The organism is Aeromonas sp. EU05-FHT14A05 (assembly GCF_058791175.1).
Genome location: NZ_JBYTDH010000002.1, coordinates 416,406 through 437,494, shown reverse-complemented (window position 1 = coordinate 437,494; position 21,089 = coordinate 416,406). Strand labels below are relative to the sequence as shown.

The following is a 21,089-nucleotide window of genomic DNA, read 5'->3' as shown; positions in this document are numbered from 1 at the left end:
GGCAACCGGAGACAAAGCCAATAAGAGCCCCATGTTTTTCCTCATTGCGGCATTAGGTTCATCTGAACCTAGATATCATTTCCGGAATGGTTCCGGCCTCGAAGTAGACACTTGTTTTCAAAATGAAAAATAACCGATGTGAGGATCACATCGGTTATTCAAATCGGCGCGCATTTTGCCCCAGATGGGGGGGGATGACAAGCCAGGATCGGCATTCCCGGCAAGAGAATGCACAAGGACAGGGTTTACATCAATAAACCGCGCCTATTCAGGTGTCGACGACAGGGGCGCCAGCCCGCTGCTGGCAAGGCTTGCCGCCTGCTGGCTCGGCAGCGAGACCCGCCAGACCGTGGTGCGCAAAAACAGATAAATCCCGCCGATGGCGGCCCAGATCAGCCCCAGCACCAGGGAGGTCCGCTCCAGGTTGAGCCAGAGTATGGCCACGGTCCCGGCCCCGAGCAGGGGCAGCACCAGGTATTGCAGGCGATCCTGCCAGGTCCTGTTGCGCCCTAGGCGCACGTAGTAGCAGGAGATCACCGACAGATTGACCACGGTGAAGGCCACCAGGGCGCCGAAGTTGATCAGCGCCAGGGCGATCTCTAGATCGAAGCTGACGGCCGACAGGGCCAGCAGGCCCACCAGCAGTATGTTGAACACCGGGGTGCGCCACTTGGGATGGATATAGCCGAAGGTGCGCTGGGGCAGCACCTTGTCCCGCCCCATCACGTAGAGGATGCGGGAGACCCCGGCGTGGGAGGAGAGCCCCGAGGCCAGCACCGCCACGCAGGCACAGACCAGCACCACGCTCTGGAACAGCTTGCCGCCGACGTAGAGGGCGATCTCCGGCAGCACGGCGTCCGGCGCCTTGAAGCGGGAGGCGTCCGGGAAGTAGAGCTGCAAGGCATAGGCCACCACCACGAAGATGAGGCCGCCAAGCAGGGCGGTCAGGATGATGGCTCTGGGGATCACCTTGCCGGCCTCCGGGGTCTCCTCGGAGAGGGCGCTCAGGCTGTCGAAGCCGAGGAAGGAGAAGCAGAGGATGGTGGCCCCGGTCAGCAGCGGCAAGATCTCTGTGCTGCCGCTGTAGATGGGCTGCAGGCTGAGGGTGCCGAGCCCTTCCCCCTGGTAGACCCCATGCGCGATCAGGCCGAGGAAGACCAGCATGATGGCCACCTGGATGAAGATGATGAGGCCGTTGAGGTTAGCCACCAGATCGATGCCGCGCAGGTTGATGGCGGTCATCAGCACCGTCATGCCGAGGATGAAGATCCATGGCTCGACGCCGGGGAAGAGGGCGCTCAGATAGATCTTGGCCAGCAGCATGTTGATCATCGGCAGGAAGATGTAGTCGAGCAGGGAGGACCAGCCCACCATGAAGCCCACCACGGGGGAGAACTCCCGCTGGGCATAGGTGTAGGCTGAGCCCGCGATCGGGTAGTGACGCACCATCTTGCTGTAGCTGGAGGCGGTGAACAGCACCCCGACCAGGGCCAGCAGGTAGGCGGTGGTGACATGACCCTGGGTGATGTCGGTGACGATGCCGAAGGTATCGAACACCACCATGGGGGTCATGTAGGCCAGGCCCATCACGACCACTTGCCACAGGGTCAGGGTTTGTTTCAGTCGCGCAGGGCGTGGGGCCATGGGGCCTGTCTCCTAAGAATGCAGTGGTGAAGGGCCCGCCTGCCGAGCAGGGACAGGGCCCCATGACAGGGTGACTGGTCACAGAGGGAGCCAAGTGCTCCTGCCATCATTTTTTGGGGGCGAGATGATACCGTATAAGCAGGCCATCCGCGATGGACGGCCTGTCGTTATCTGACGATATTGTTCGTGCCAGCGAGAACCGCGGGCACTAACCCTGACTGGCGGCGGCCAGCGCTTGCTCCAGCAGGTCGAGTCCCTCGTCGATCAGCGCCGGGGAGGCGGTGAGGGGGGCGAGGAAGCGGATGACGTTGGCCCGCACGCCGCAGGCCAGCAGCACCAGGCCGCGCTTGCCTGCCTCTGCCACCAGCCGCCTGGTGAGATCCGGGTCCGGTTTGGTGGCATCGCGCCCCTTGACCAGCTCCATGGCCACCATGGCGCCGGGGCCGCGGATGTTGCCAATGCTGTCAAACCGCTCCGCCAGCTGGTGCAGGCGTCCCTTGATCTGCTCTCCTTGCACCAGGGCCTGCTGGTTCAGGCGCTCCTCCTCGATGACCTCCAGCACCGCCAGGGCGGCGGCGCAGGCGATGGGGGATCCCGCATAGGTGCCCCCTAGGCCACCGGGCTTGGCGGCGTTCATCACCTCGCTCTTGCCCACCACGGCGGAGAGCGGGAAGCCGCCCGCCAGGCTCTTGGCCAGCGTCATGATGTCCGGCTCGACGCCGCTGTATTCGGTGGCGAAGGTCTTGCCGGTGCGACAGAAACCTGTCTGGATCTCGTCGCAGATGAGCAGGATGCCGTGCTGATCGCAGATCTTGCGCAGGGCTTGCAGGAAGCTCGGGGAGGCGACATAGAAGCCCCCCTCACCCTGCACCGGCTCTATGATGATGGCGGCCACCCGGGCCGGCTCGATGTCGGCGCTGAAGCAGAGATCCAGCGCAGCCAGGGCATCGGCCTCGCTCACCCCCAGGTAGTCGGCCGGGAAGGGCAGGTGATAGACCTCCCCCGGGAAGGGACCGAAGCCGGTCTTGTAGGGCACCACCTTGCCGGTGAGCGCCATGCCCATCATGGTGCGGCCGTGGAAGCCCCCCTTGAAGGCGATGGTGCCGCTGCGACCTGTGTGGGCGCGGGCTATCTTGATGGCGTTCTCCACCGCCTCGGCGCCGGTGGAGAGGAAGAGGGTGCGCTTGGGGGTCGGCCCCGGCACCAGGGCGTTGAGCTTCTCGGCCAGCTTGATATAGCCCGGGTAGGGGGTGACCTGGAAGCAAGTGTGGCTGAACTTCTCGAGCTGCTCGCGCACGGCGGCGACCACCCTGGGGTGGTTGTGACCTGTGTTGAGCACGGCGATGCCGGAGGCAAAATCGATGTAACGGTTGCCCTCCACGTCCCACAGCTCGGCGTTTTGCGCCCGGTCGATGAAGACCGGCAGCAGGGTGCCGACCCCCTGTACCACGGCCGCTTCGCGGCGCGCTTGCCACGCTTGGTTTGAATGCTGTTCTGACTGACTCATCTTTCCTCCCTGAGGGGCATGGGCCCCTGATATTCCTGTGCAATCTGCTCATCGATTGAACCGCGATGCCATCTGGCAGGGCGCCGTCGACGCTCTCGTGAGGCCGAGCGGGCGCCCATGTCTATCTATAAAAACGATGGACGGGTGTAGAGGCATCTTTTTCGGCGATGCCTCTGCGGGTCATGGGCATCAGCGGATGCCGCCGAAGCAGAGGTATTTGGTCTCGAGGTACTCCTCCAGCCCCTCTGCCGCCCCTTCCCGACCCAGCCCCGACTCCTTGATGCCGCCAAAGGGGGCCAGCTCGGTCGAGATGATCCCCTCGTTGATGCCCACCATGCCGTATTCCAGCTGCTCGGCCACCCGCCACACCCGGGCGATGTCGCGGCCATAGAAGTAGGCGGCCAGGCCATAGGGGGTGTCGTTGGCGATGGCGATGGCCTCGGCCTCGGTCTCGAAGCGCACCAGGGGCGCCACCGGCCCGAAGATCTCCTCCTGCAGTATGGGGTTGTCCGGGGTCACGCCGGTCAGGATGGTGGGGTGGTAGAAGAGCGGGCCGGCGGGGTGGGCTTGCCCCCCCACCAGCACGCGAGCCCCTGCGGCCTCGGCCTGGCTGACCAGGGAGGCGACCTTGTCGGCGGCGGCGGCATTGATGAGGGGGCCTATCTGGGTGCCTTCCCCCATGCCATCTCCCACCTTGAAGGCGCGCACCGCGGCGGCCAGCTTCTCGGCAAAGGCGTCATGGACGCTGGCCTGCACCAGGATGCGGTTGGCGCAGACGCAGGTCTGGCCGGCGTTGCGGTATTTGGAGGCGAGAGCCCCGGCCACGGCGGCGTCGAGATCCGCATCGTCGAACACGATGAAGGGGGCGTTGCCACCCAGCTCCAGGGAGAGCCGTTTCATGGTATCGGCGCACTGGCGCATCAGGAGCTTGCCGATGCGGGTGGAGCCGGTGAAGGAGAGCTTGCGCACCGTCTTGTTGCTGCACAGCTCATTGCCCACGGCCGCCGCCTGATGGGAGGTGACTATGTTGATGACCCCGGCGGGGATGCCCGCCTGCTCGGCCAGGGACGCCAGCGCCAGCGCGCACAGGGGGGTCTCGGCGGCGGGCTTGATGACGATGGTGCAACCGGCGGCGAGTGCCGGGCCCGCCTTGCGGGTGATCATGGCGATGGGGAAGTTCCAGGGGGTGATGGCGGCCACCACGCCCACCGGCTGCTTGATGGTGGCCAGACGCCGGTCACCGCTGAAACCCGGGATGGTGCGGCCATAGGCGCGCTTGCCCTCTTCCGCGAACCACTGGATGAAGCTGGCGCCGTAGGCCACTTCCCCCTTGGCCTCCGCCAGCGGCTTGCCCTGCTCGCAGGTCATGATGCGGGCCAGTTCATCCTGACTGGCCATGATGAGCTCGAACCAGGCGTGGAGCCGGCTGCCGCGCTCCTTGGCGGTGAGGGCAGCCCAGGCGGGCTGGGCTTTGTGAGCCGCCGCGATGGCGAGCCGGGTGTCCGTCTCGTCCATGTCGGGTACCTGGGTGATGAGTTGGCCGGTCGCCGGGTTCAGGACCTCGAACCTTTGTCCGCCATGGGCCTCGCACCAGCGGCCATCTATATAGGCAAGGGACTTGATCAGGGAGAGAGCGGGTTGTGATGCTGACATAGATAGGAAGCCTCGATTGTGGGTCTGGGTGGCCGACTCATCCCGTGGTGCCACCGTATAGAATAATAAGCACCTAACGACGATAAAGTGAGCCGAAATGTTTTTCAAGTGTTAAATATATTTGAGTGAACGGGGCGCTGCATGCTAGAAATGGGGCTCTCAGGACGATTCTAGCGTTTCTCATTGTGTTGGGTGTGCAAAATAATGAACGCTCTCGGCTGTGCAGGATAGCGAACAGGGTGCCGGGATTGACGCATTATTTTAACCAGCCGCCACAAGGTATTCGAATGGCCATACAAGGAGGTGGGGATGCAGCAACCACAAGGTGAGGTCCAGTGGCAGACCATGACGGATAACCCCTTGTCTGACAAAGGGATGGATAAAACCATGGGGGAGCGGCTCGCCCTCCTTCGCCGTAGTCTCGGGCTCTCCCAGCGCCGGGCCGCCGAGCTGAGCGGCCTGACCCACGGCGCCATCTGCATGATAGAGCAGAACAAGGTGAGCCCCTCGGTCGCCTCGTTGCAAAAATTGCTCTGCGTCTACGAGCTGCCGCTCTCCCGCTTCTTCGCCGAGGAGGAGGCGCGGGCGCCGAGCGTGGTGATCAAGGCGGAGCAGCTCATCGAGCTGGGCAGCCAGGGGGTCTCCATGAAGCTGGTGCACAACGGCAACAATCGTCGCCAGCTCGGCTTCATGCTGGAGACCTATGCCCCCGGCACGGACACCGGGGGCCAGGTCAAGCACCTGGGGGAGGAGGTGGGCACTGTGCTGGAAGGTTCTGTCGTGCTGAGCCTGGCGGGGCAGACCTATCAGCTCAGTGCCGGGGACAGCTATGTGATCGACACCGGCGAGCCCCACAGCTTCAGCAATCCGTCGGGGCAGGTCTGCCGCATCGTCAGCGCCCACACCCCCGCCAGCTTTTGACATTGAACAGCGCGAATATTGGAAACGAACCGGTAAGGAAACAGGGATCATGACCGAACATGTAAAGAGTTACTACGCAGCCAGTGCCAACAAACACGCCCCCTATCCCACGCTCACCGAGCAGCTTGAGTGCGACGTCTGCGTCATCGGGGCCGGGTATACCGGCCTCTCCAGTGCCCTGCATCTGGTGGAGAAGGGCTACAAGGTGGTGGTGCTGGAAGCCGCGCGAGTCGGCTTTGGCGCCAGCGGTCGCAACGGCGGCCAGATCGTCAACTCCTACAGCCGCGACATCGACACCATAGAAGCGAACTGCCCGCCGGATCAGGCCAGGCTGCTCGGCTCCATGTTGTTTGAGGGGGGAGAGATCATCCGCGAGCGGATCCAGCGCTACAACATCCAGTGCGATCTGCAGCAGGGGGGCGTCTTTGCCGCCGAGACCGAGAAGCAGCTCCACGAGCTCAAGGCACAACATGCTCGCTGGCAGAAGTGGGGCAACGATCAGCTGGAGTTGCTCGATGCCGACGGGGTGCGGGAGGTGGTGGCAAGCGATCGCTACGTCGGCGCCCTGCTGGACAAGCGCGGCGGTCATATCCATCCCCTCAACCTGGCGCTCGGGGAGGCGGAAGCCATCCGCACCCTGGGTGGTCGCATCTTCGAGCAGTCCGCCGTCACCAGCATCACTCCCGGTCAACCGGCTCTGGTCAAGACCGCCAAGGGGGCGGTGAAGGCGCGCTTCGTGGTGGTGGCCGGCAACGCCTACCTCGGCAACCTGGTGCCCGAGCTGGCGAGCAAGAGCATGCCGTGCGGCACCCAGGTCATCGCCACCGAGGTGCTGGGGGAGGAGCGGGCCCGCGCCCTGCTGCCGCAGAACTACTGCCTGGAAGATTGCAACTACCTGCTCGACTACTACAGAACCACAGGGGATCACCGGCTGATCTACGGCGGCGGCGTTGTCTACGGCGCGCGGGATCCGGCGGACATAGAGCGGCTGATCATCCCCAAGATGCTCAAGACCTTCCCCCAGCTCAAAGACGTCAAGGTGGAGTACACCTGGACCGGCAACTTCCTGCTCACCCTGTCGCGCCTGCCGCAGTTTGGTCGTATCGGCCCCAACATCTACTACATGCAGGGTTACAGCGGCCACGGCGTTACCTGTACCCATCTGGCGGGCAAGCTGCTCTCCGAGGTGCTGAGCGGTCAGGCGGAGCGCTTCGACGCCTTCGCCAGGCTGCCGCACTACCCCTTCCCGGGCGGCCGCCTGCTGCGTATCCCCTTCACCGCCGCGGGAGCCGCCTGGTATACCCTGCGAGACAGGCTGGGGGTGTGATGCCCATAAAAGGCGTCGCGCTATGGCGCCATGACTGTTGAATGGTGAAGGACGTGAGTCTCTGGTGATTAGGCTGTCGCATAAGGGGAGTGGCAAGCCATTCCCTGTATCGCAGCGAGGGCACCCCAGGCACTTCTCTCAGGGGAAGCGGCTGCCCTCAGGTGGTCGCTGGCAGCCAGGAGGTAGAACGACAGAGGGAGGCATCATGCCTCCCTCTGTTCTGGGTGAACAACCTGGATCCGCTTCAATGGTATGGGACCCTCATCTGCCCGCTCAGGTTGCATCGACTCGCCGCTCTCAGAATCTATAGGGGAAGCGCAACCCTAGGCTGTAGTCAGGCGCATCCGTGGTGAGCCCTGCCGACCAGTTGACCGCCATGGAGAGCTTGTCCGTGATGGCCCAGGTGGACCCCATACCGAAACTGGCCGCATTGGCATCGGAGCCGGTCACCTTCTCCATGTCAAAGCCTTCGGCCCCCTGGCTGGATTCGAGGGTGATGCGCTGGTTGATGTTGAAGGAGAGGCTGAAGCGCTCGTTCAGTGCAAACGCGACCCCCAATCCATATTCATACCAGTCACCGAGCTGGATGCTGCCAGGCTGATCGCCGGGCTGGTAGGAGACATCGTCAAAGTCTTGCTTGAGGCTGTGGCCATAGTTGAGGTTGGCGAACAGGATGGCGGGATCCAGGGTCTTGACCAGGGAGAAGCCGGTGGACAGCTGCCAGAGCCCGTTGCCGGTGGCGAGCTCCTTGGGGACCATCAGGTTGCCAGATTCTGAGGTCATGAGCTCTATCCCGTAGGGATCCTTGCCGGTCGGCGCCTTGGCCCGCAGGTTCCAGACCAGATCCGGCCAATCTTCATCCTCGGCCAGGACCCTGTAGTAGATGGCGAGACTGAGATCGCCGAGCCCGCCATCGCTGACGCTCTGCTCCTCAAAGTCGCGGCTGGAGTTCTCCTTGCCGGTGCTCTGATAGTTGGTGTTGCGATACATGTAGGGCACCGCAAGTTCCAGCTGCCAACGATCATTGAGGGTGTAACGGGTCACCAGATCGGCCGTCCATTGATCCGAGCGGACCCTGTCCAGGTTGATTTCGCCCAGGAAGATGGCGTCCAGCGCCAGGAAACCGCGCAGGGCGAGATCCTTGCGGTTGTAGTGCTGATAAGAGAGGCCGAAGTCGAGGGTCAGCGCGCGATCGAACACGTTGTGTTGCTCGATCATCAGGTCTTCGGTACTGCGACCGACTTCCGGCGTGCGCCGTGCCGTATCGGGTTGGGAGGAGGCTGCGACGGCGGCCCCGCTTGTTCCTGCTGTGGTGGCCGGCGTGGCCCCCGAGGCCTTGACGGCCTCCAGGCGAGCCTGTAACTGATGGAGGGCCTGATTCTGCTGGATCAATTGCTGACGCAGCTGATCCAGCTGTTGTTGCAGGGCCTCTTCTTCTGCAGTTGCGCCCCAGCAGGTGAAGGGGGTCAGTGCAATCAACAGCATGGTCGACTGTTTCATCGAGATACGTCCTTGTTGTTTATTATCCTTTTTATTGTTCAGCCAATGGGGCTCATCTGTTCTCAGCGAGAGAACCAGATCCGGGTCTGATTGAGGGTCTGCAAACCGTCACCCTTGACTCTATTGAGTTGCAGCAGACCTCGACTGAAGTCGGTGCCTCTCAGACTCTGTTCCAATCGAACGCGTCCGTCGGAGGAGTTTAGTTGCAGCCCCGCATAATTGCCTGACACGCGGTAACTGGCAGTACCAAGGTTCCCCTGGTGCTCGTAGTTGCCTGCGGAGACGATCTGTCCCGTCATGTCGGGGGGCGTCAGTGTTATACCCGCCTGGTTCACCGAGCTGTTGCCGCTTCCCTCCAGTTGCACGACCTGCACCAGGCCTGCGCCTTGTACGGGGGCACTCTGGGGCGTCGTTGTGACAGTCTTGACCTCGTCCTTGATGCGGACATCCAGCTTGGGCTTGTTTTGCACCACGCTCAGCGCCAGGTTCATGGCGGCCGTTTGTTGAGCCTGGGCCGTGGTCAGGGATGAGATGAACTCGATGCCGAAGTAGCTGATCCCGTGGCTGCTGACGTAGCGGCCACGCAGATGGGCCAGTTCCCCATCGGCCAGTTCGGGGGCAAAGCTGTCTGACAGCAGTGCCAGAGGATCCGGGGCGGCCAGCAGCGGAGAGGCAAAGCCACCCAGACTGCAGATGAGGCATATGGCGGGTCGGGTATTCATGATGACCTCACATTAACTCTTTGTGCTGAAAACCAAATTCCAGCAGGGATGTTTCATTGAGGGGGGCGAACAGCCCATCTTTTCCTCTGGCAGACAGGGGAGGAGAAGGGTTGGCAAGAGGCGCATCAGGCCGATAGCCAGCGCCGATCACGGCGAGCAGTATGCCGTTCCAGCTCTCCTTGAACTCCTTGAAGGTGATCACTCGATTGCCGAGGGCGGGGTCTGCCAGATAGACACGGTCGTGGCGATCGATGGCGCGCAGCACGGCAAAGTGCTGGTAGCCGCGAATATTGAGCAGCACTATGGTGGGGACTCTCACCTGCCGCAATTTTTCATCTCCCAGGCGATAGCCTCTGACACGCATGCCGAGCATCTGCAAATATTGCTTCATGTCGAGCATGGAAAAGCCGTAATTCTTGACCTGTTCAGGGTCAGCCATGGCCAGCATGCCATCCATCACCCAGCGTTCATTCGTGACGTGGCCGTAGGAGTAGCGCAGTATGGTGGCGACTGCGGCGGCCCCACAGCTGAAATCTGTCTGTTGGCGCTCGATATTGGCATAACGGCGCTCCAGAATGCTCTGTACCGGTTTGTTGAGATCCCCCAGTGCCGGGAGATGTTCTCCCAATGGCATATTGGCCGACCAGGCAGCAGGGCAGAATAACAACAGCAGTAGCCAGCGCATTGAGACCTCCATGTCCTGAAAAAAGGGGGCGCAAAGGCCCCCTCTGAAGTGCATTACTTGGCAAAACCTGCGGCCAGCGAGAGGTTGTTCGCTTGCAGGTTGTTGGTGCCCGACGACACGTTCACCCCGATGTTGCCCACGGCACCGTTGAAGGCACCGCCATCGATGGTTGCCCGGTTGAAGGTTTCGCGGCTGGTGTAGGTGTTGACCACGGGAATGAAGCCGGTGGCATAACCGCTCAGCTTGATATCACCCTCTTCCTCGAACTTGAACTTGGAGTCCTTGCTGCCATCATCGTCCTGATTGTCATAGTCGATGTGGCCCCAGAGACTGCCGCCATTGGGATGATCACCATCCTTCCAGATTTCCGGATAGACGTTGTTGGTCTGCTTGCTCGTCCCTTCGTACTCACCCTCGGCTTTGAGCTTGAGGAAGATGGGGTTGTAGTCCACGGTCTTGGTGGCGCTCAGGCTCTTGTTTTCGGTCATGTTCTTGGACACGCTCTGGCTGTTTGCCACCGTGGCCACGGCCATGTTGCCGGTGGACACCGAGGCCGCCATGTTGTTGGCCTGAACGTTACCCGAGCCAGACGTCACGTTGGCACCTATGTTGCCTGCGGCATCCTTGAATGCCCCATCGCCTACCCCGGCCTTGTTCTGATGACCGTGGTTGGTAGTCCAGTTCTGGCTGGCGCTTTGGGTGGAGAAGATCTCGGCATCCGAAGATCCACCGGCCATGCCATGTTGCTGGCCACGACCCATGATGAACTCGGCATCGACTTCGTCATAGGCGGCCAGGGCGCCACTGTTGCCTTGTACGTTGGAGTCACCGGCTGCCACGTTGGCGCCGACGTTACCGGATGCACCCTTGAACGAGCCGTCAATCTTGCTCGTGTTTTCTGTTCTTGAGTTAGCAGTGCCGATCATGGAGCTGGATTGCTGGTTGTCCACCACCGCCATGCCGAGTTTGTTGACATTGATGTAGCCGCCGACATTGACTCTGCCTTCGTACTCCACATCGACTTCTGCCTTGACCTTCTTGGTCAAGGTTGCCCCTGTCTCATCCCTGTCACCGCGGTAATCGGCGGAGGCGGTGCCTGACATGGCCATGACAACCGCAGCGGCTAATGAGCTATAAATAAGTCCACGCATAATGAGTCTCTCCATTGAACTTTCTGTGGAAGATTTGCCCATCGGCTGAATCTAAGCCCCCGGACTCGGCTTCCGATCCCTGCGACATCATGGGGATGTCGTTACTGCGCCAGCCAGAGGCAGGGAGACCATGTTGACTGCCTGGTTTCCCTGTCCCGTGACCTGGTTCACCTGGATGACGCCTTTGCTGCCCGTCAGGGCGTTGTCATCCAGATAGATACTGGTGGTGGTGTTGGGGGGCACCTTGCCTGAAGGTGTCTTTGCCACACTGGTGCTGAGGTTGATGTCGGTCACCACGCCGATGCCGCTGTCATCCAGCGACAAGGCGAAGGCATTCAGCTGCTGGTTGGCTTCACCGGCGCCCTGATTGATCCCGACCAGCCCCTGGCTCTGGCTCAGCGCCGAGTCCAGAATGGCCACGCTCTGGTTGCCATTGAGATTGGTAGTGGATTGATTCTGCTGGCTAAACTGAATGATGGCCGGCCCTGATAGGGCGATGGCGGCGAGGTTGCCCTGCTGGTTGTTATCACCGGCAACCATATTGACACCCAGGGCGCCACGAATGTTGCTGAGTGCTTGCGAGCCGAGATCAACCCGATTCTCTGCTTGTGACTGAGGTGCGAATGCGGAAAGGGAAATAATTGCCAATGCAATATATGTTTTCATGCTCTGTCTCCATATGCCAGGAGGGCTTATTAGAGAGAGCAATGAGTGTGCCACTTGGTAATTTATTGATATGTATTGTTTTTGTATTTGAGTTATTTGTCTTTAAGTCTCAATTTTGATAATGAACTTTTATATGATTCATCAACGTATTGTTTATTAATGATTTTATTGTTTCTCATCGTTAATTCTGCTGTCTCATGATTGTGTTGCCACTAGTCAAAATGCGGGATGGTTTATAGTTATCATCGTTTGGTTGCCTTGGGTTGGCGTCACTTGATAATAACCATGCTCTTTCCAGATGAAATAATGGGTCTCAAAGAGAAATGGTCTGACTCTCTCGTGCAGAGGCGATAACAAGGAGTTTCCCTATGACAGAAACGGCATTATTACTCATCAATTCATGTGCCGTGCTGGAAAGCCTGCTGATAAAAGGCGAATGGCAAGTGGAGCAGGCGAGCTCCCTGGCGGTGGCAGAACAGAAATTACAGGAAAAGGCGTATCCCCTGGTGCTGGTGGCCATCGAGCCGGAGCAGCATGACGCCTTGTATTCCCTGATTGGCCAACACTCCAGCAGCCTGTGGATTGGCCTGATCGAGCGTGATTGCCTGGCCAGCGAGGCCCTGCGCAACCTGCTTGCAGCCTGTTTTCATGATTTCCACACCTTCCCGCTCGATCAGGAAAGACTCTCCCACAGCTTGGGTCATGCGCTGGGAATGGCGCGGCTGATCCGGCGCCATCGCCCCAAGGCGCCGGCTCAGCTGCGCTTCATCCAGGGGGAGAGCAGCGCCATTCGCCAGTTGCGCGAGCAGATCATGCGGCTGCAACATTGTCGCCTGCCCGTGCTGGTGACCGGGCCCAGCGGCACCGGCAAGGAGCTGGTGGCCCGTGAGCTGCACTACAGCACCTTCGGTGAAGACGGCCCCTTTGTGGCCGTCAACTGTGGTGCCATGCCCCATCAGCTGATCCAGTCCGAGCTGTTCGGCCACGTCAAGGGCGCCTTCACCGGTGCCCAGAGCCGCAAGATAGGCAAGATTGAGGCGGCCGATGGCGGCACCCTGTTCCTCGACGAGATCGGGGAGTTGCCACTGGAGGATCAGGCGACCCTGCTGCGCTTCTTGCAGGAGCAGAGCATAGAGGCCGTGGGCAGTCATCTGACTCGGAGTGTGGATGTGAGGGTCATTGCCGCCACCAATATCGACGTGGAGCAGGCGGTGGCCAACGGCGGATTTCGCATGGACCTCTACTATCGGCTCAATGTGGTGCGGCTGCGCACCCCTGCCTTGTGCGAACGGGCCGAGGACATCCAGCTGCTTGCCGATGACATCTTGGCAGAAGTGCGGGGAGGGCGGGTGCTGAGCTTTACCCACAAGGCGCGTCAGGCCATGCAGTCCTATTGCTGGCCCGGCAATGTCAGGGAGCTGCGCAACCGGGTGCAGCGGGCAGCCGCCCTGTGTTCGGGCCCCTTCATCGAGGCCGATGACATGGAGCTGACCAACATGGACACCCTGTTGATCTGTGGCTCGCTCAAGGCCGTGCGTGAGGGGGCAGAGCGCCAGGCGCTGCAACGGACGCTGGCCCGCTTCCCGGACCAGCTGGAGGAAGTGGCGCGCACCCTCGACATCTCGCGCGCCACCCTCTACCGGCTGCTGGACAAGCACGATCTGCTGTAGTCCCCGTCATTGCGTGCATGGCGGTCCTTGCCCATGCCGTTCAGTGCCAAACCCCGGGCAACAGGCCCGGGTTTTATTTGTGCCAATATGCGCAAACCGGTCGGGCGATGGATGCGCTCGAGGGGGTAGTCAGGAGGCGTGCGTTGCCAGCTGGCACAGACGGCGCGCCGCCTCCTCTTCACTTTGGACCACCTGATGGGCGCCGCGGATCAGCAGGTGATGCACCTCTTCCGCCTGGTGACCACAGGCGGCAATGCGCAGCAGGTCTCCCTGTTCACGGGCTCTCGCAGCAATTTCTCCGGCCAGCAGGCTGTCATCCAGGGTGATGAGCAACCAGCTGGCATCGGGGAGCGCCACCGAGAGCAGGTCGTTCTGGATGGGGTGGCCTGCGAGGCAGGTGATCCCCTGAGCACGCCAGGGTTCCAGCAACTGCTCATCCGGATCTATCACTACCATCTCCCTTCCTTGCTCATGCAACTGCCGAATCAAATGGCTGCCGATGGCGTCGGCCCCGACCACCACCACATGACCGTGCAGGGGACAGAGGGAAGTACCGGTCTCGACCCGGGGCTCAGGCTTGCTTCTTAGCCAGCGCTCGACCTGGTTGAACACCAGTGGATTGAGCATGATGGAGAAGCAGGCGCCTACCAGCACCAGATCGCGCGCCACATCGGGTACCAAGCCGAGCATGGCACCCAGCCCCATCAGGATGAAGGAGAACTCCCCCACCTGGGCCAGGCTGGCCGAGATGGTCAGTGCCGTGCGCAGGCTGTGGCCAAACAGGCGCACTATGGCGAAGGCTGCCACCGACTTGCCGATGACGATGACAAAGATGGTTGCCAGCACCGCCAGCGGCTCGCGCAGCAAGATGGTGGGGTCAAACAGCATGCCCACAGAGACGAAGAAGAGCACGGCGAAGGCATCCTGCAGCGGCAGGGTATCGTTGGCGGCCTTGTGGCTGAGGTGGGAGCTGTTCATCACTACCCCGGCGAAGAAGGCGCCGAGGGCGAAGGAGACACCGAACAGCTTGACCGCCCCGAAGGCGATACCCAGGGAGCAGGAGAGCACGGCCAGGGTAAAGAGTTCGCGGGAGCCGGTGGCGGCGGTGCGGGCCAGCATCCAGGGGATGAGGCGGCGGCCCCCTATGGTCATCAGTGCGATGAAGGCGGCCACCTTGGCCAGGGTGAAGCCCAGATCCCGGAGCACATGGGCCAGGGTCAGGGTCTCGCCTCCGGTCTGCAGGTTCGCCAGTATGGGGAGCAGCACCAGGGCCAGCACCATCACCAGATCCTCGACGATAAGCCAGCCGATGGCGATGCGCCCTTCTTTGGTATCCAGCTGCCCCCGGCTCTCCAGCGTCCGCAGCAGCACCACTGTGCTGGCGGTGGAGAGTGCCAGCCCGAACACCAGGCCGGCGGTGATGCTCCAGCCGAGCAACTGAGAGAGGCCGAGCCCGAGCAGGGTCGCCAGGGTGATCTGCACTATGGCGCCCGGGATGGCGATGTGTTTGACCGAGAGTAGATCTTTCAGGGAGAAGTGCAGGCCGACGCCAAACATCAACAGAATGACGCCGATCTCCGCCAATTCGGGGGCGAGTCTCAAATCGGCTACATAGCCGGGGGTGAATGGGCCGCACACGACCCCGGCCGCCAGATAACCCACCATGGGGGAGATGCGCAGGCGTTGAGCCAGCATGCCAAAGAGATAGGCGAGCACGAAGCCGCCAACCAGGGTTGTTATCAGGGGGAGTGAATGGTCCATGTCGTCACCTCGCTAATGGCAGTCAGGGGCTACCAGATCACCAGGAGGCGAAGAGGGCAGCTGTCAATGAGCAGGGGGCGAAAGAGACAGAAGTTGGCCGCATCAAGCACAATATCTTGGGGACAACAGATGCCGTTTCCATTGAAAAATAATGTATTTTTACTGCTCGAGCAACACTTATCCAAGTTTCAGATCTAATTTGACTTCAAGCTCATATAAAACATTGTTTTATGGGTGATTAAAAAGTCTTTCCCGGTAAATATTGGCAGGAGTAATCAATCCTTGATGGGTTTTTGGCTCGCCGGGGAGCCCAGATGATTGAGGCGGCCTCCGGGCCGCCTCCGTTGATGCGCGCCAGGGGATCACTCGCCCCTGGCAACCCCCTCCCGCCTCGGGTCTGCGGCGCCAAACCAGCCGCCGGCATTGCGCTCCACCCCCTGCAAGCCCGAGGTCTGCTCGCTGAGCACGATTTCGTGACCCCTGGCCTTGAGCCCCTGGATAACGGCCTCGGGCGTGCGCCCTTGCTCCAGCTCGGTGGGGCCGTTTCGGCTGCCGAAGTTGGGCAGGTTGATGGCCTGCTGCAGGTTCAGCCCCCAGTCCTGGGTGCCGAGCAGCGTCTTGCCCACGTAGTTGATGATGGCCGAGCCACCCGGGGAGCCCAGGCTCATCTCCAGCTGCTTGCTCTGCTTGTCGAACACCAGCAGGGGCGACATGGAGGATCGCGGGCGCTTGCCCGGCTCCACCCGGTTGGCCACCGGCAGGCCGGCGGCATCCACCGAGGTGAAGGAGAAGTCGGTGAGCTGGTTGTTGAGCAGGTAGCCGTTGACCATCAGCCGGGAGCCGAAGCCGTCCTCGATGGAGCTGGTCATGGAGACCGCCATGCCGTCTCCATCCACGATGGAGACGTGGCTGGTGGAGGGCAGCTCGGGAGTGGCATCCTGGCCACGGGCCAGCGCCCGCGGCGGGGTGCCCGGTTGGGCGACGCCCATGGACCTGGCGCCGATGAGTCGACCCCGCTCGGCGAGATAGCCCTTGTCCAGCATGCCGCGCACCGGCACGACGACGAAGTCGCCGTCGGCCACGTACTGGTTGCGATCGGCGAAGGCGAGCCGCGCCGCCTCGCTGTAAAGGTGGATTGCCTCGCTCGAGGCGGCCAGCCGGCCGTCCGGCCCGGGCACGGGTTTGAGCGCTGCCATGTCCCGGCTCTCCAGCATGCCGAAGATCTGGCCGAGGGCCAGGGTGCCAGAGGAGGGGGTCGGGAAGCCGCACACCTCGCTCTGGCGATAGTCAAAGCAGAGGCCGTCCCGCAGCCTGGCGCTGTAGCTGGCGAGATCCGCGGCGCTCAGCACCCCGGGGTTGGTGGGATGGGCGTGCACCTTGGCCACCATGGCCTCGGCGATGGGCCCTCGATAGAAGGCATCGGCACCGTCCCGTGCCAGCGTCCTGAGTACCCCGGCCAGTGCCGGGTTGGTGAGGCGGGTGCCCGCCGCCTTGGGGCTTCCGTCCGCCTGATAGAAGTAGGCCCTGGCCTCGGGGTCTTTGGCCAGATAGGGATCCTTGGCGAGCAGGGTGGCCAGGCGTGGGCTTATCACAAAGCCCTGCTCTGCCAGGGTTATGGCGGGCTCGAACAGGCTGGCCCAGGGCAGCTTGCCATAGCGCTCGTGGGCCAGGGCCAGGGCGCGCACCGTGCCGGGGGCGCCGACCGAGCGACCGCCCACCACGCCGTCGTAGAACGCCATCGGCTTGCCATCCTTCATGAACAGCTGATCCGTGGCCGCCGCCGGTGCCGTCTCACGGCCATCCACGGCCGCCACCTGCTTGCCATCCCACACCAGCATGAGGGAGCCGCCGCCGATCCCGGAGGATTGCGGCTCCACCAGGGTCAGTACCAGCTGGACGGCGATGGCCGCATCGACGGCGCTGCCTCCCGCCTTGACGATCTGGTAGCCCGCATCCACCGCCAGCGGGTTGGCCGCGGCCACCATGAAGTCGCGCCCCTGCCAGCCCGGCTTGTCGGTCCAGCCGCTGGCCGCCTCCGGGGCGATCAGTGTCTGGGGAGGGGGGACATAATGAAAGGCACTCTGGGGGGCGCAGCCGGTGAGCAGGCCGAAGGCGACCAGCAGGGCGAGGGGTTTGAGGGACATGACAGGCTCCTTGTCGGTTTCTTGTACACCCGTCGAAATGTGGCACAGTTGGAGCCCGATTGAAAGATTGTCTTTATACTCATATGGTTACAAAAATATCAAGGAGGAGCCCAGGATGCATAAGGAGAGTCTGGTGAGACGTTGCGTGACGGGGCTGCTCTGCCTGCTGCTGGCCGCCTGCGGGGAGCCAGGGTTCAGACCCCTGGCAGCGGGGGAGACCATATTGGCATTTGGAGACAGCCTGACCGAGGGGCGCGGGGTCAACCCGGCCCAGAGCTACCCCAGCGTACTGGCGAGCCTGAGCGGTCACCCCGTCATCAATGGCGGGGTCTCGGGGGAGTTGAGCCGTGCCGGGCGGGCCCGCCTGCCCGGGTTGCTGGCCGAGCACAGGCCCGCTCTGGTCATACTGCTGGAGGGAGGCAACGACATACTGCACGGCAGCGGGGAGGGGGCGCTCAAGGCCAATCTCGCCGCCATGATAGAGGCGGTGCAGGGCAGCGGTGCCCAGGTGCTGCTGGTGGCCGTGCCTCGCAAGTCCCTGTTTGCCGACGGCGCCCCCCTGTACGGGGAGCTGGCAGAGCAGTACGGGCTGGTGCTGGACAACGACAGCCTTGGCGAGCTGCTGCGCACTCCCGGGCTCAAGTCCGACGCCGTGCACTTGAACTCGCAGGGATATGGCGCCCTGGCCGAGCGGCTGCACCGGCTGTTGCAGGCCCGCGGCGCGCTATGAGGGCGGTGTTCCTGCGCGTCGGCGGGGCCGCCCGGAATAAAAAAACCGCCATCAGGCGGTTTTTTTACAGGCAGGGGACAACTCAGAGGGACTGCTCTTCGCCACCCAGGGCGGCAAACAGCGCCGGGATGAACTGGGCCAGCTCGGCGGTCACCAGGGCGAAGTCCGCATCCAGACGGGCGGCGGGATCCTCGCTGGTGACGTCGTCGTTCTGCTCGCGCAGCTCCTCGCTGAACTTGAGGCGCTTGATGGAGAGATCGTCCCCCAGCACGAAGCTCAGGGTCTCGCCCCAGTTCAGGGCCAGCTTGGTCACCAGCTTGTCGTTGGCCAGGTGATTCTTGATCTCCTCGCTCATCAGATCCTGCTGCTTGCAGCGGATGATGCCGCCGTGCTCCATGGCACTGCGCAGCTCGGCCTCGTCTTCCAGGGTGAAGCTGGCGGGCAGATTACCCTCGTTGAGCCACTCGGTCATGGTGATCTCGGGCGGGTTCTTGAGGGCCACCGGCACCACCGGCAGGGTGCCTATGCTCTTGCGCAGCAGCGCCAGCAGATCGTCCGCCTTCTTGGCGGAGCCTGCGTCCACCACCATCAGGTTGTCGGCCGGATTGATCCAGGCGAAGGTCTGGCTGGTGCGGCTGAAGGCGCGGGGCAGCAGGGTATGCATGATCTCCTCCTTCAGCGCCTCCTTCTCCTTCTTCTTGAGGGCGCGGCCCTGCTCGAATTCGATCGCTTCCACCTTCTCCGCCAGCATCTCCTTGACTACTGTACCCGGCAGCATCTTCTCTTCCTTGCGGGCGCAGAGCAGGATGTGACCGGAGGCTGAATGGGTCAGGGTGGAGCCGAATTTACCGAGGGGCTTGACCCACCCGAACCGGGAGATGTCCTGACTGCCGCACGGGGTGAAGGCACAGGCCTCGAGCTGGGTTTCCAGCTGATCCACGGTCAGGTCAAAGGGGCGGGTAAAGCGATAAATCTGCAGGTTTTTAAACCACATGGCGTCCTCGGTCTCATAGATTGTCCGGCGGGCATTGTACTAGAGAGGCGCTTTGTGATCAGCCAATCATTCTCGCTAAATAAAGGGCGATCGACTTCACATGGCCTCATCTTGACTGCCCGTCTCGTCATCGAACTCCCCTAGACTGCGAGTGTTCAAATTGTTAACAAGGATGCGAATATGTTGAGAGCGAGCCGGCCGGAAGACATGGAAGAGATCGTCGAGATCTGGCTGCTGGCATCCTTGCAGGCCCACGATTTCGTTGACGCTTCCTGCTGGTGGCAGGCACAGGAGGAGCTGCGTACCCGCTACCTCGACCATGCCCGCATCTGGGTGTTCGAGGAGCGCGGCGAGCTGCTCGGCTTCATGGCCCTGGTGGATGACTACCTGGCCGCCCTCTTCGTGCGACCCGACCGCCAGGGGCGCGGGGTCGGCCATGCCTTGCTGCAGGAGGCCAAGCAGCAGGGGGGCGCGCTCCATACCCGGGTCTTCGTGGAAAACGAGCCGGCGGTGCGTTTCTATCGCCGCCACGGATTCAGGATCGGGAATGAAGTCTCGGATCCCCTGACCGGCCATCCCCAGTATGAGATGCATTGCCAGCCCGTCTGAATCTGACGTCAGCGGCCTGTTTTGCTTGAAAAAAGAGGGGCGTATCCTCATCTTGTCCTCATCGGGTACCACTGGCACCTCCCCTCTTATCTTTCGAGCCGTTTTTCATGAAGATCCTGCACACAGCCGACTGGCACCTTGGCCATCAACTCCATGGCCATGAGCGCCGCTTCGAACACGATGCCTTTCTCGACTGGCTGACCGACACCATCAAGACGCGGCAGATCGACGCCCTGCTGGTTGCAGGGGATCTGTTCGATACCGCCAATCCTCCCGCCAGCGCCTGGCAGCAGCTCTATCGCTTCCTGGCCAGGCTGCGCGCCGAGATGCCCCGCCTCAACATGGTGCTGATCGGTGGCAACCACGACTCCCCCTCCAAGCTGGACGCCCCCCACGAACTGTTGCGGGCCTTCGACCTGCATCTGGTGGGCAGCATCAGCCGGGACGGGGAGGGCAGGCTCGACACCGATCGCCTGCTGGTGCCGCTGCAAGACAGGGAGGGCAAGGTGGCCGCCTGGTGCGCCGCCGTGCCTTTTCTTCGCAGCAGCGATCTGCGGGTGGAGCCGCTCGAGGAGGGGCAGGATCGGCTGATCGAGGGGGTTCGCCAGATCTATCAGGACGTGCTGACGCAAGGCCGCGCGCGCTGCGAGCCCGGCCAGGCCCTTATCGCCATGGGCCACGCCTACCTGGCGGCGGGCCAACTCTCGGAGCTCTCCGAGCGGCGGGTGCTGGGGGGCAACCAGCACGCCCTGCCTGCCGACATCTTCGCCGCCGCCGACTACACGGCCCTTGGCCACCTCCATCTGGCCCAGAGCCCGGCCGAGGGGGTGCACTATAGCGGCTCGCCGCTGCCGCTGTCGCTGGCCGAGGCCAACTACAACCATCAGGTGCTGGAGGTGACGTTTGAGGGGGGCAAGCTGGCGGGGCTGGAGCGGATCCCCGTGCCCCGTGCGGTGGAGATGATCCGCCTGCCCCAGGGCACACTCGAGGAGGCGCTGAACGCCATAGAGGCGCTCTCCCTGCCCGAGTGTCCCCAGGAGGCGCAGCCCTTCCTCGAGGTACGGCTGCTGCTGCCCAAACCCGAAGCGCGCATCCGCGAGCGCATTCTGGCGGCCATGGCGGGCAAGCCGGTGCGTCTGGCCCGCATCAGCACCCAGTATCAGGGCTCGGGGGCGGGGCTGGCCGATGGACGCGAGCGGCGCAGGCTGGATGAGCTCGCTCCCACGGAGGTGTTCCGCCTCTGCTATCAGCGGCAGTTCGAGGGGGAGCCAGCGGCCGAGTTGGTGGCGTCGTTTGAAGAGATCCTGGAGCAGGTGAAGGAGTCCAACCCATGAAAATCTTGTTGCGCTCCGGTGAGAGCCAGGCGGGAACAAGCCACCCTGAGCATAAAGAGATGCGGATGAAG

At 62.4% G+C, this 21,089-nt stretch carries 17 protein-coding genes; 6 read left to right on the top strand and 11 right to left on the bottom strand.

The window, feature by feature from the left end:
• Window positions 1-264: 264 nt before the first annotated feature.
• The 3 genes from AC3WR3_RS05185 to AC3WR3_RS05175 form a co-directional block, all read right to left on the bottom strand.
• Window positions 265-1,644, bottom strand: a complete 1,380-nt coding sequence (locus tag AC3WR3_RS05185; protein ID WP_492291356.1) for an APC family permease — start codon at window positions 1,642-1,644, stop codon at window positions 265-267.
• A 208-nt stretch (window positions 1,645-1,852) separates the two neighbouring features.
• The gene (gene gabT / locus AC3WR3_RS05180; protein WP_492291355.1) at window positions 1,853-3,151 is read right to left on the bottom strand and encodes a 4-aminobutyrate--2-oxoglutarate transaminase; all 1,299 of its coding nucleotides are present in this window, start codon (window positions 3,149-3,151) and stop codon (window positions 1,853-1,855) included.
• 189 nt (window positions 3,152-3,340) lie between these two features.
• On the bottom strand, window positions 3,341-4,804 hold the full coding sequence (locus tag AC3WR3_RS05175; protein ID WP_454008846.1) for an NAD-dependent succinate-semialdehyde dehydrogenase: 1,464 nt from the start codon (window positions 4,802-4,804) through the stop codon (window positions 3,341-3,343).
• Between the two features lie 309 nt (window positions 4,805-5,113).
• Here AC3WR3_RS05175 and puuR point away from each other — a divergent pair, with 309 nt between their 5' ends.
• Together puuR and AC3WR3_RS05165 are read left to right on the top strand one after the other, a co-directional pair.
• Entirely contained in the window at window positions 5,114-5,725 is a 612-nt protein-coding gene (gene puuR, locus AC3WR3_RS05170; RefSeq protein ID WP_005331862.1) for an HTH-type transcriptional regulator PuuR, read from the top strand.
• Between the two features lie 49 nt (window positions 5,726-5,774).
• The gene (locus AC3WR3_RS05165; protein WP_139437525.1) at window positions 5,775-7,052 is read left to right on the top strand and encodes an NAD(P)/FAD-dependent oxidoreductase; all 1,278 of its coding nucleotides are present in this window, start codon (window positions 5,775-5,777) and stop codon (window positions 7,050-7,052) included.
• Between the two features lie 297 nt (window positions 7,053-7,349).
• Here AC3WR3_RS05165 and AC3WR3_RS05160 read toward each other — a convergent pair whose 3' ends face one another.
• From AC3WR3_RS05160 to AC3WR3_RS05140, 5 genes are all read right to left on the bottom strand, one after another.
• Window positions 7,350-8,552, bottom strand: coding sequence for a transporter (locus AC3WR3_RS05160; RefSeq protein WP_492291354.1), 1,203 nt, complete (start codon window positions 8,550-8,552; stop codon window positions 7,350-7,352).
• Between the two features lie 62 nt (window positions 8,553-8,614).
• Window positions 8,615-9,274, bottom strand: a complete 660-nt coding sequence (locus tag AC3WR3_RS05155) for a hypothetical protein (RefSeq protein ID WP_202046842.1) — start codon at window positions 9,272-9,274, stop codon at window positions 8,615-8,617.
• Window positions 9,275-9,281: 7 nt separating this feature from the next.
• Complete coding sequence (locus tag AC3WR3_RS05150) at window positions 9,282-9,959, bottom strand: C39 family peptidase (protein WP_492291353.1); 678 nt, start codon at window positions 9,957-9,959, stop codon at window positions 9,282-9,284.
• A 53-nt stretch (window positions 9,960-10,012) separates the two neighbouring features.
• A complete protein-coding gene (locus tag AC3WR3_RS05145; protein ID WP_342058161.1) occupies window positions 10,013-11,005 on the bottom strand; it encodes a FapB/FapC family functional amyloid domain-containing protein in 993 nt (330 codons plus the stop codon).
• Window positions 11,006-11,197: 192 nt separating this feature from the next.
• Complete coding sequence (locus AC3WR3_RS05140; protein ID WP_488167905.1) at window positions 11,198-11,776, bottom strand: FapB/FapC family functional amyloid domain-containing protein; 579 nt, start codon at window positions 11,774-11,776, stop codon at window positions 11,198-11,200.
• Between the two features lie 368 nt (window positions 11,777-12,144).
• On the opposite strand from AC3WR3_RS05140, the gene AC3WR3_RS05135 reads away from it, so the two are divergent.
• Window positions 12,145-13,446: a sigma-54-dependent transcriptional regulator gene (locus AC3WR3_RS05135; protein ID WP_202046838.1), complete on the top strand. Its 1,302-nt coding sequence runs from the start codon at window positions 12,145-12,147 to the stop codon at window positions 13,444-13,446.
• A 129-nt stretch (window positions 13,447-13,575) separates the two neighbouring features.
• Here the strand turns inward: AC3WR3_RS05135 and ybaL are convergent, their stop codons facing one another.
• Window positions 13,576-15,207, bottom strand: a complete 1,632-nt coding sequence (gene ybaL / locus AC3WR3_RS05130; protein WP_492291352.1) for a YbaL family putative K(+) efflux transporter — start codon at window positions 15,205-15,207, stop codon at window positions 13,576-13,578.
• Between the two features lie 362 nt (window positions 15,208-15,569).
• On the bottom strand, window positions 15,570-17,351 hold the full coding sequence (ggt, locus tag AC3WR3_RS05125; protein ID WP_492291351.1) for a gamma-glutamyltransferase: 1,782 nt from the start codon (window positions 17,349-17,351) through the stop codon (window positions 15,570-15,572).
• 115 nt (window positions 17,352-17,466) lie between these two features.
• Between ggt and AC3WR3_RS05120 the strand changes: the two genes are divergently transcribed.
• Complete coding sequence (locus AC3WR3_RS05120) at window positions 17,467-18,081, top strand: GDSL-type esterase/lipase family protein (protein ID WP_492291350.1); 615 nt, start codon at window positions 17,467-17,469, stop codon at window positions 18,079-18,081.
• A gap of 82 nt (window positions 18,082-18,163) precedes the next feature.
• Here the strand turns inward: AC3WR3_RS05120 and rdgC are convergent, their stop codons facing one another.
• On the bottom strand, window positions 18,164-19,075 hold the full coding sequence (rdgC, locus tag AC3WR3_RS05115) for a recombination-associated protein RdgC (RefSeq protein ID WP_404836891.1): 912 nt from the start codon (window positions 19,073-19,075) through the stop codon (window positions 18,164-18,166).
• A gap of 180 nt (window positions 19,076-19,255) precedes the next feature.
• Between rdgC and AC3WR3_RS05110 the strand changes: the two genes are divergently transcribed.
• Together AC3WR3_RS05110 and AC3WR3_RS05105 are read left to right on the top strand one after the other, a co-directional pair.
• Window positions 19,256-19,684, top strand: a complete 429-nt coding sequence (locus AC3WR3_RS05110; RefSeq protein WP_005331882.1) for a GNAT family N-acetyltransferase — start codon at window positions 19,256-19,258, stop codon at window positions 19,682-19,684.
• 107 nt (window positions 19,685-19,791) lie between these two features.
• Entirely contained in the window at window positions 19,792-21,018 is a 1,227-nt protein-coding gene (locus AC3WR3_RS05105) for an exonuclease SbcCD subunit D C-terminal domain-containing protein (RefSeq protein ID WP_492291349.1), read from the top strand.
• Window positions 21,019-21,089: the final 71 nt, after the last annotated feature.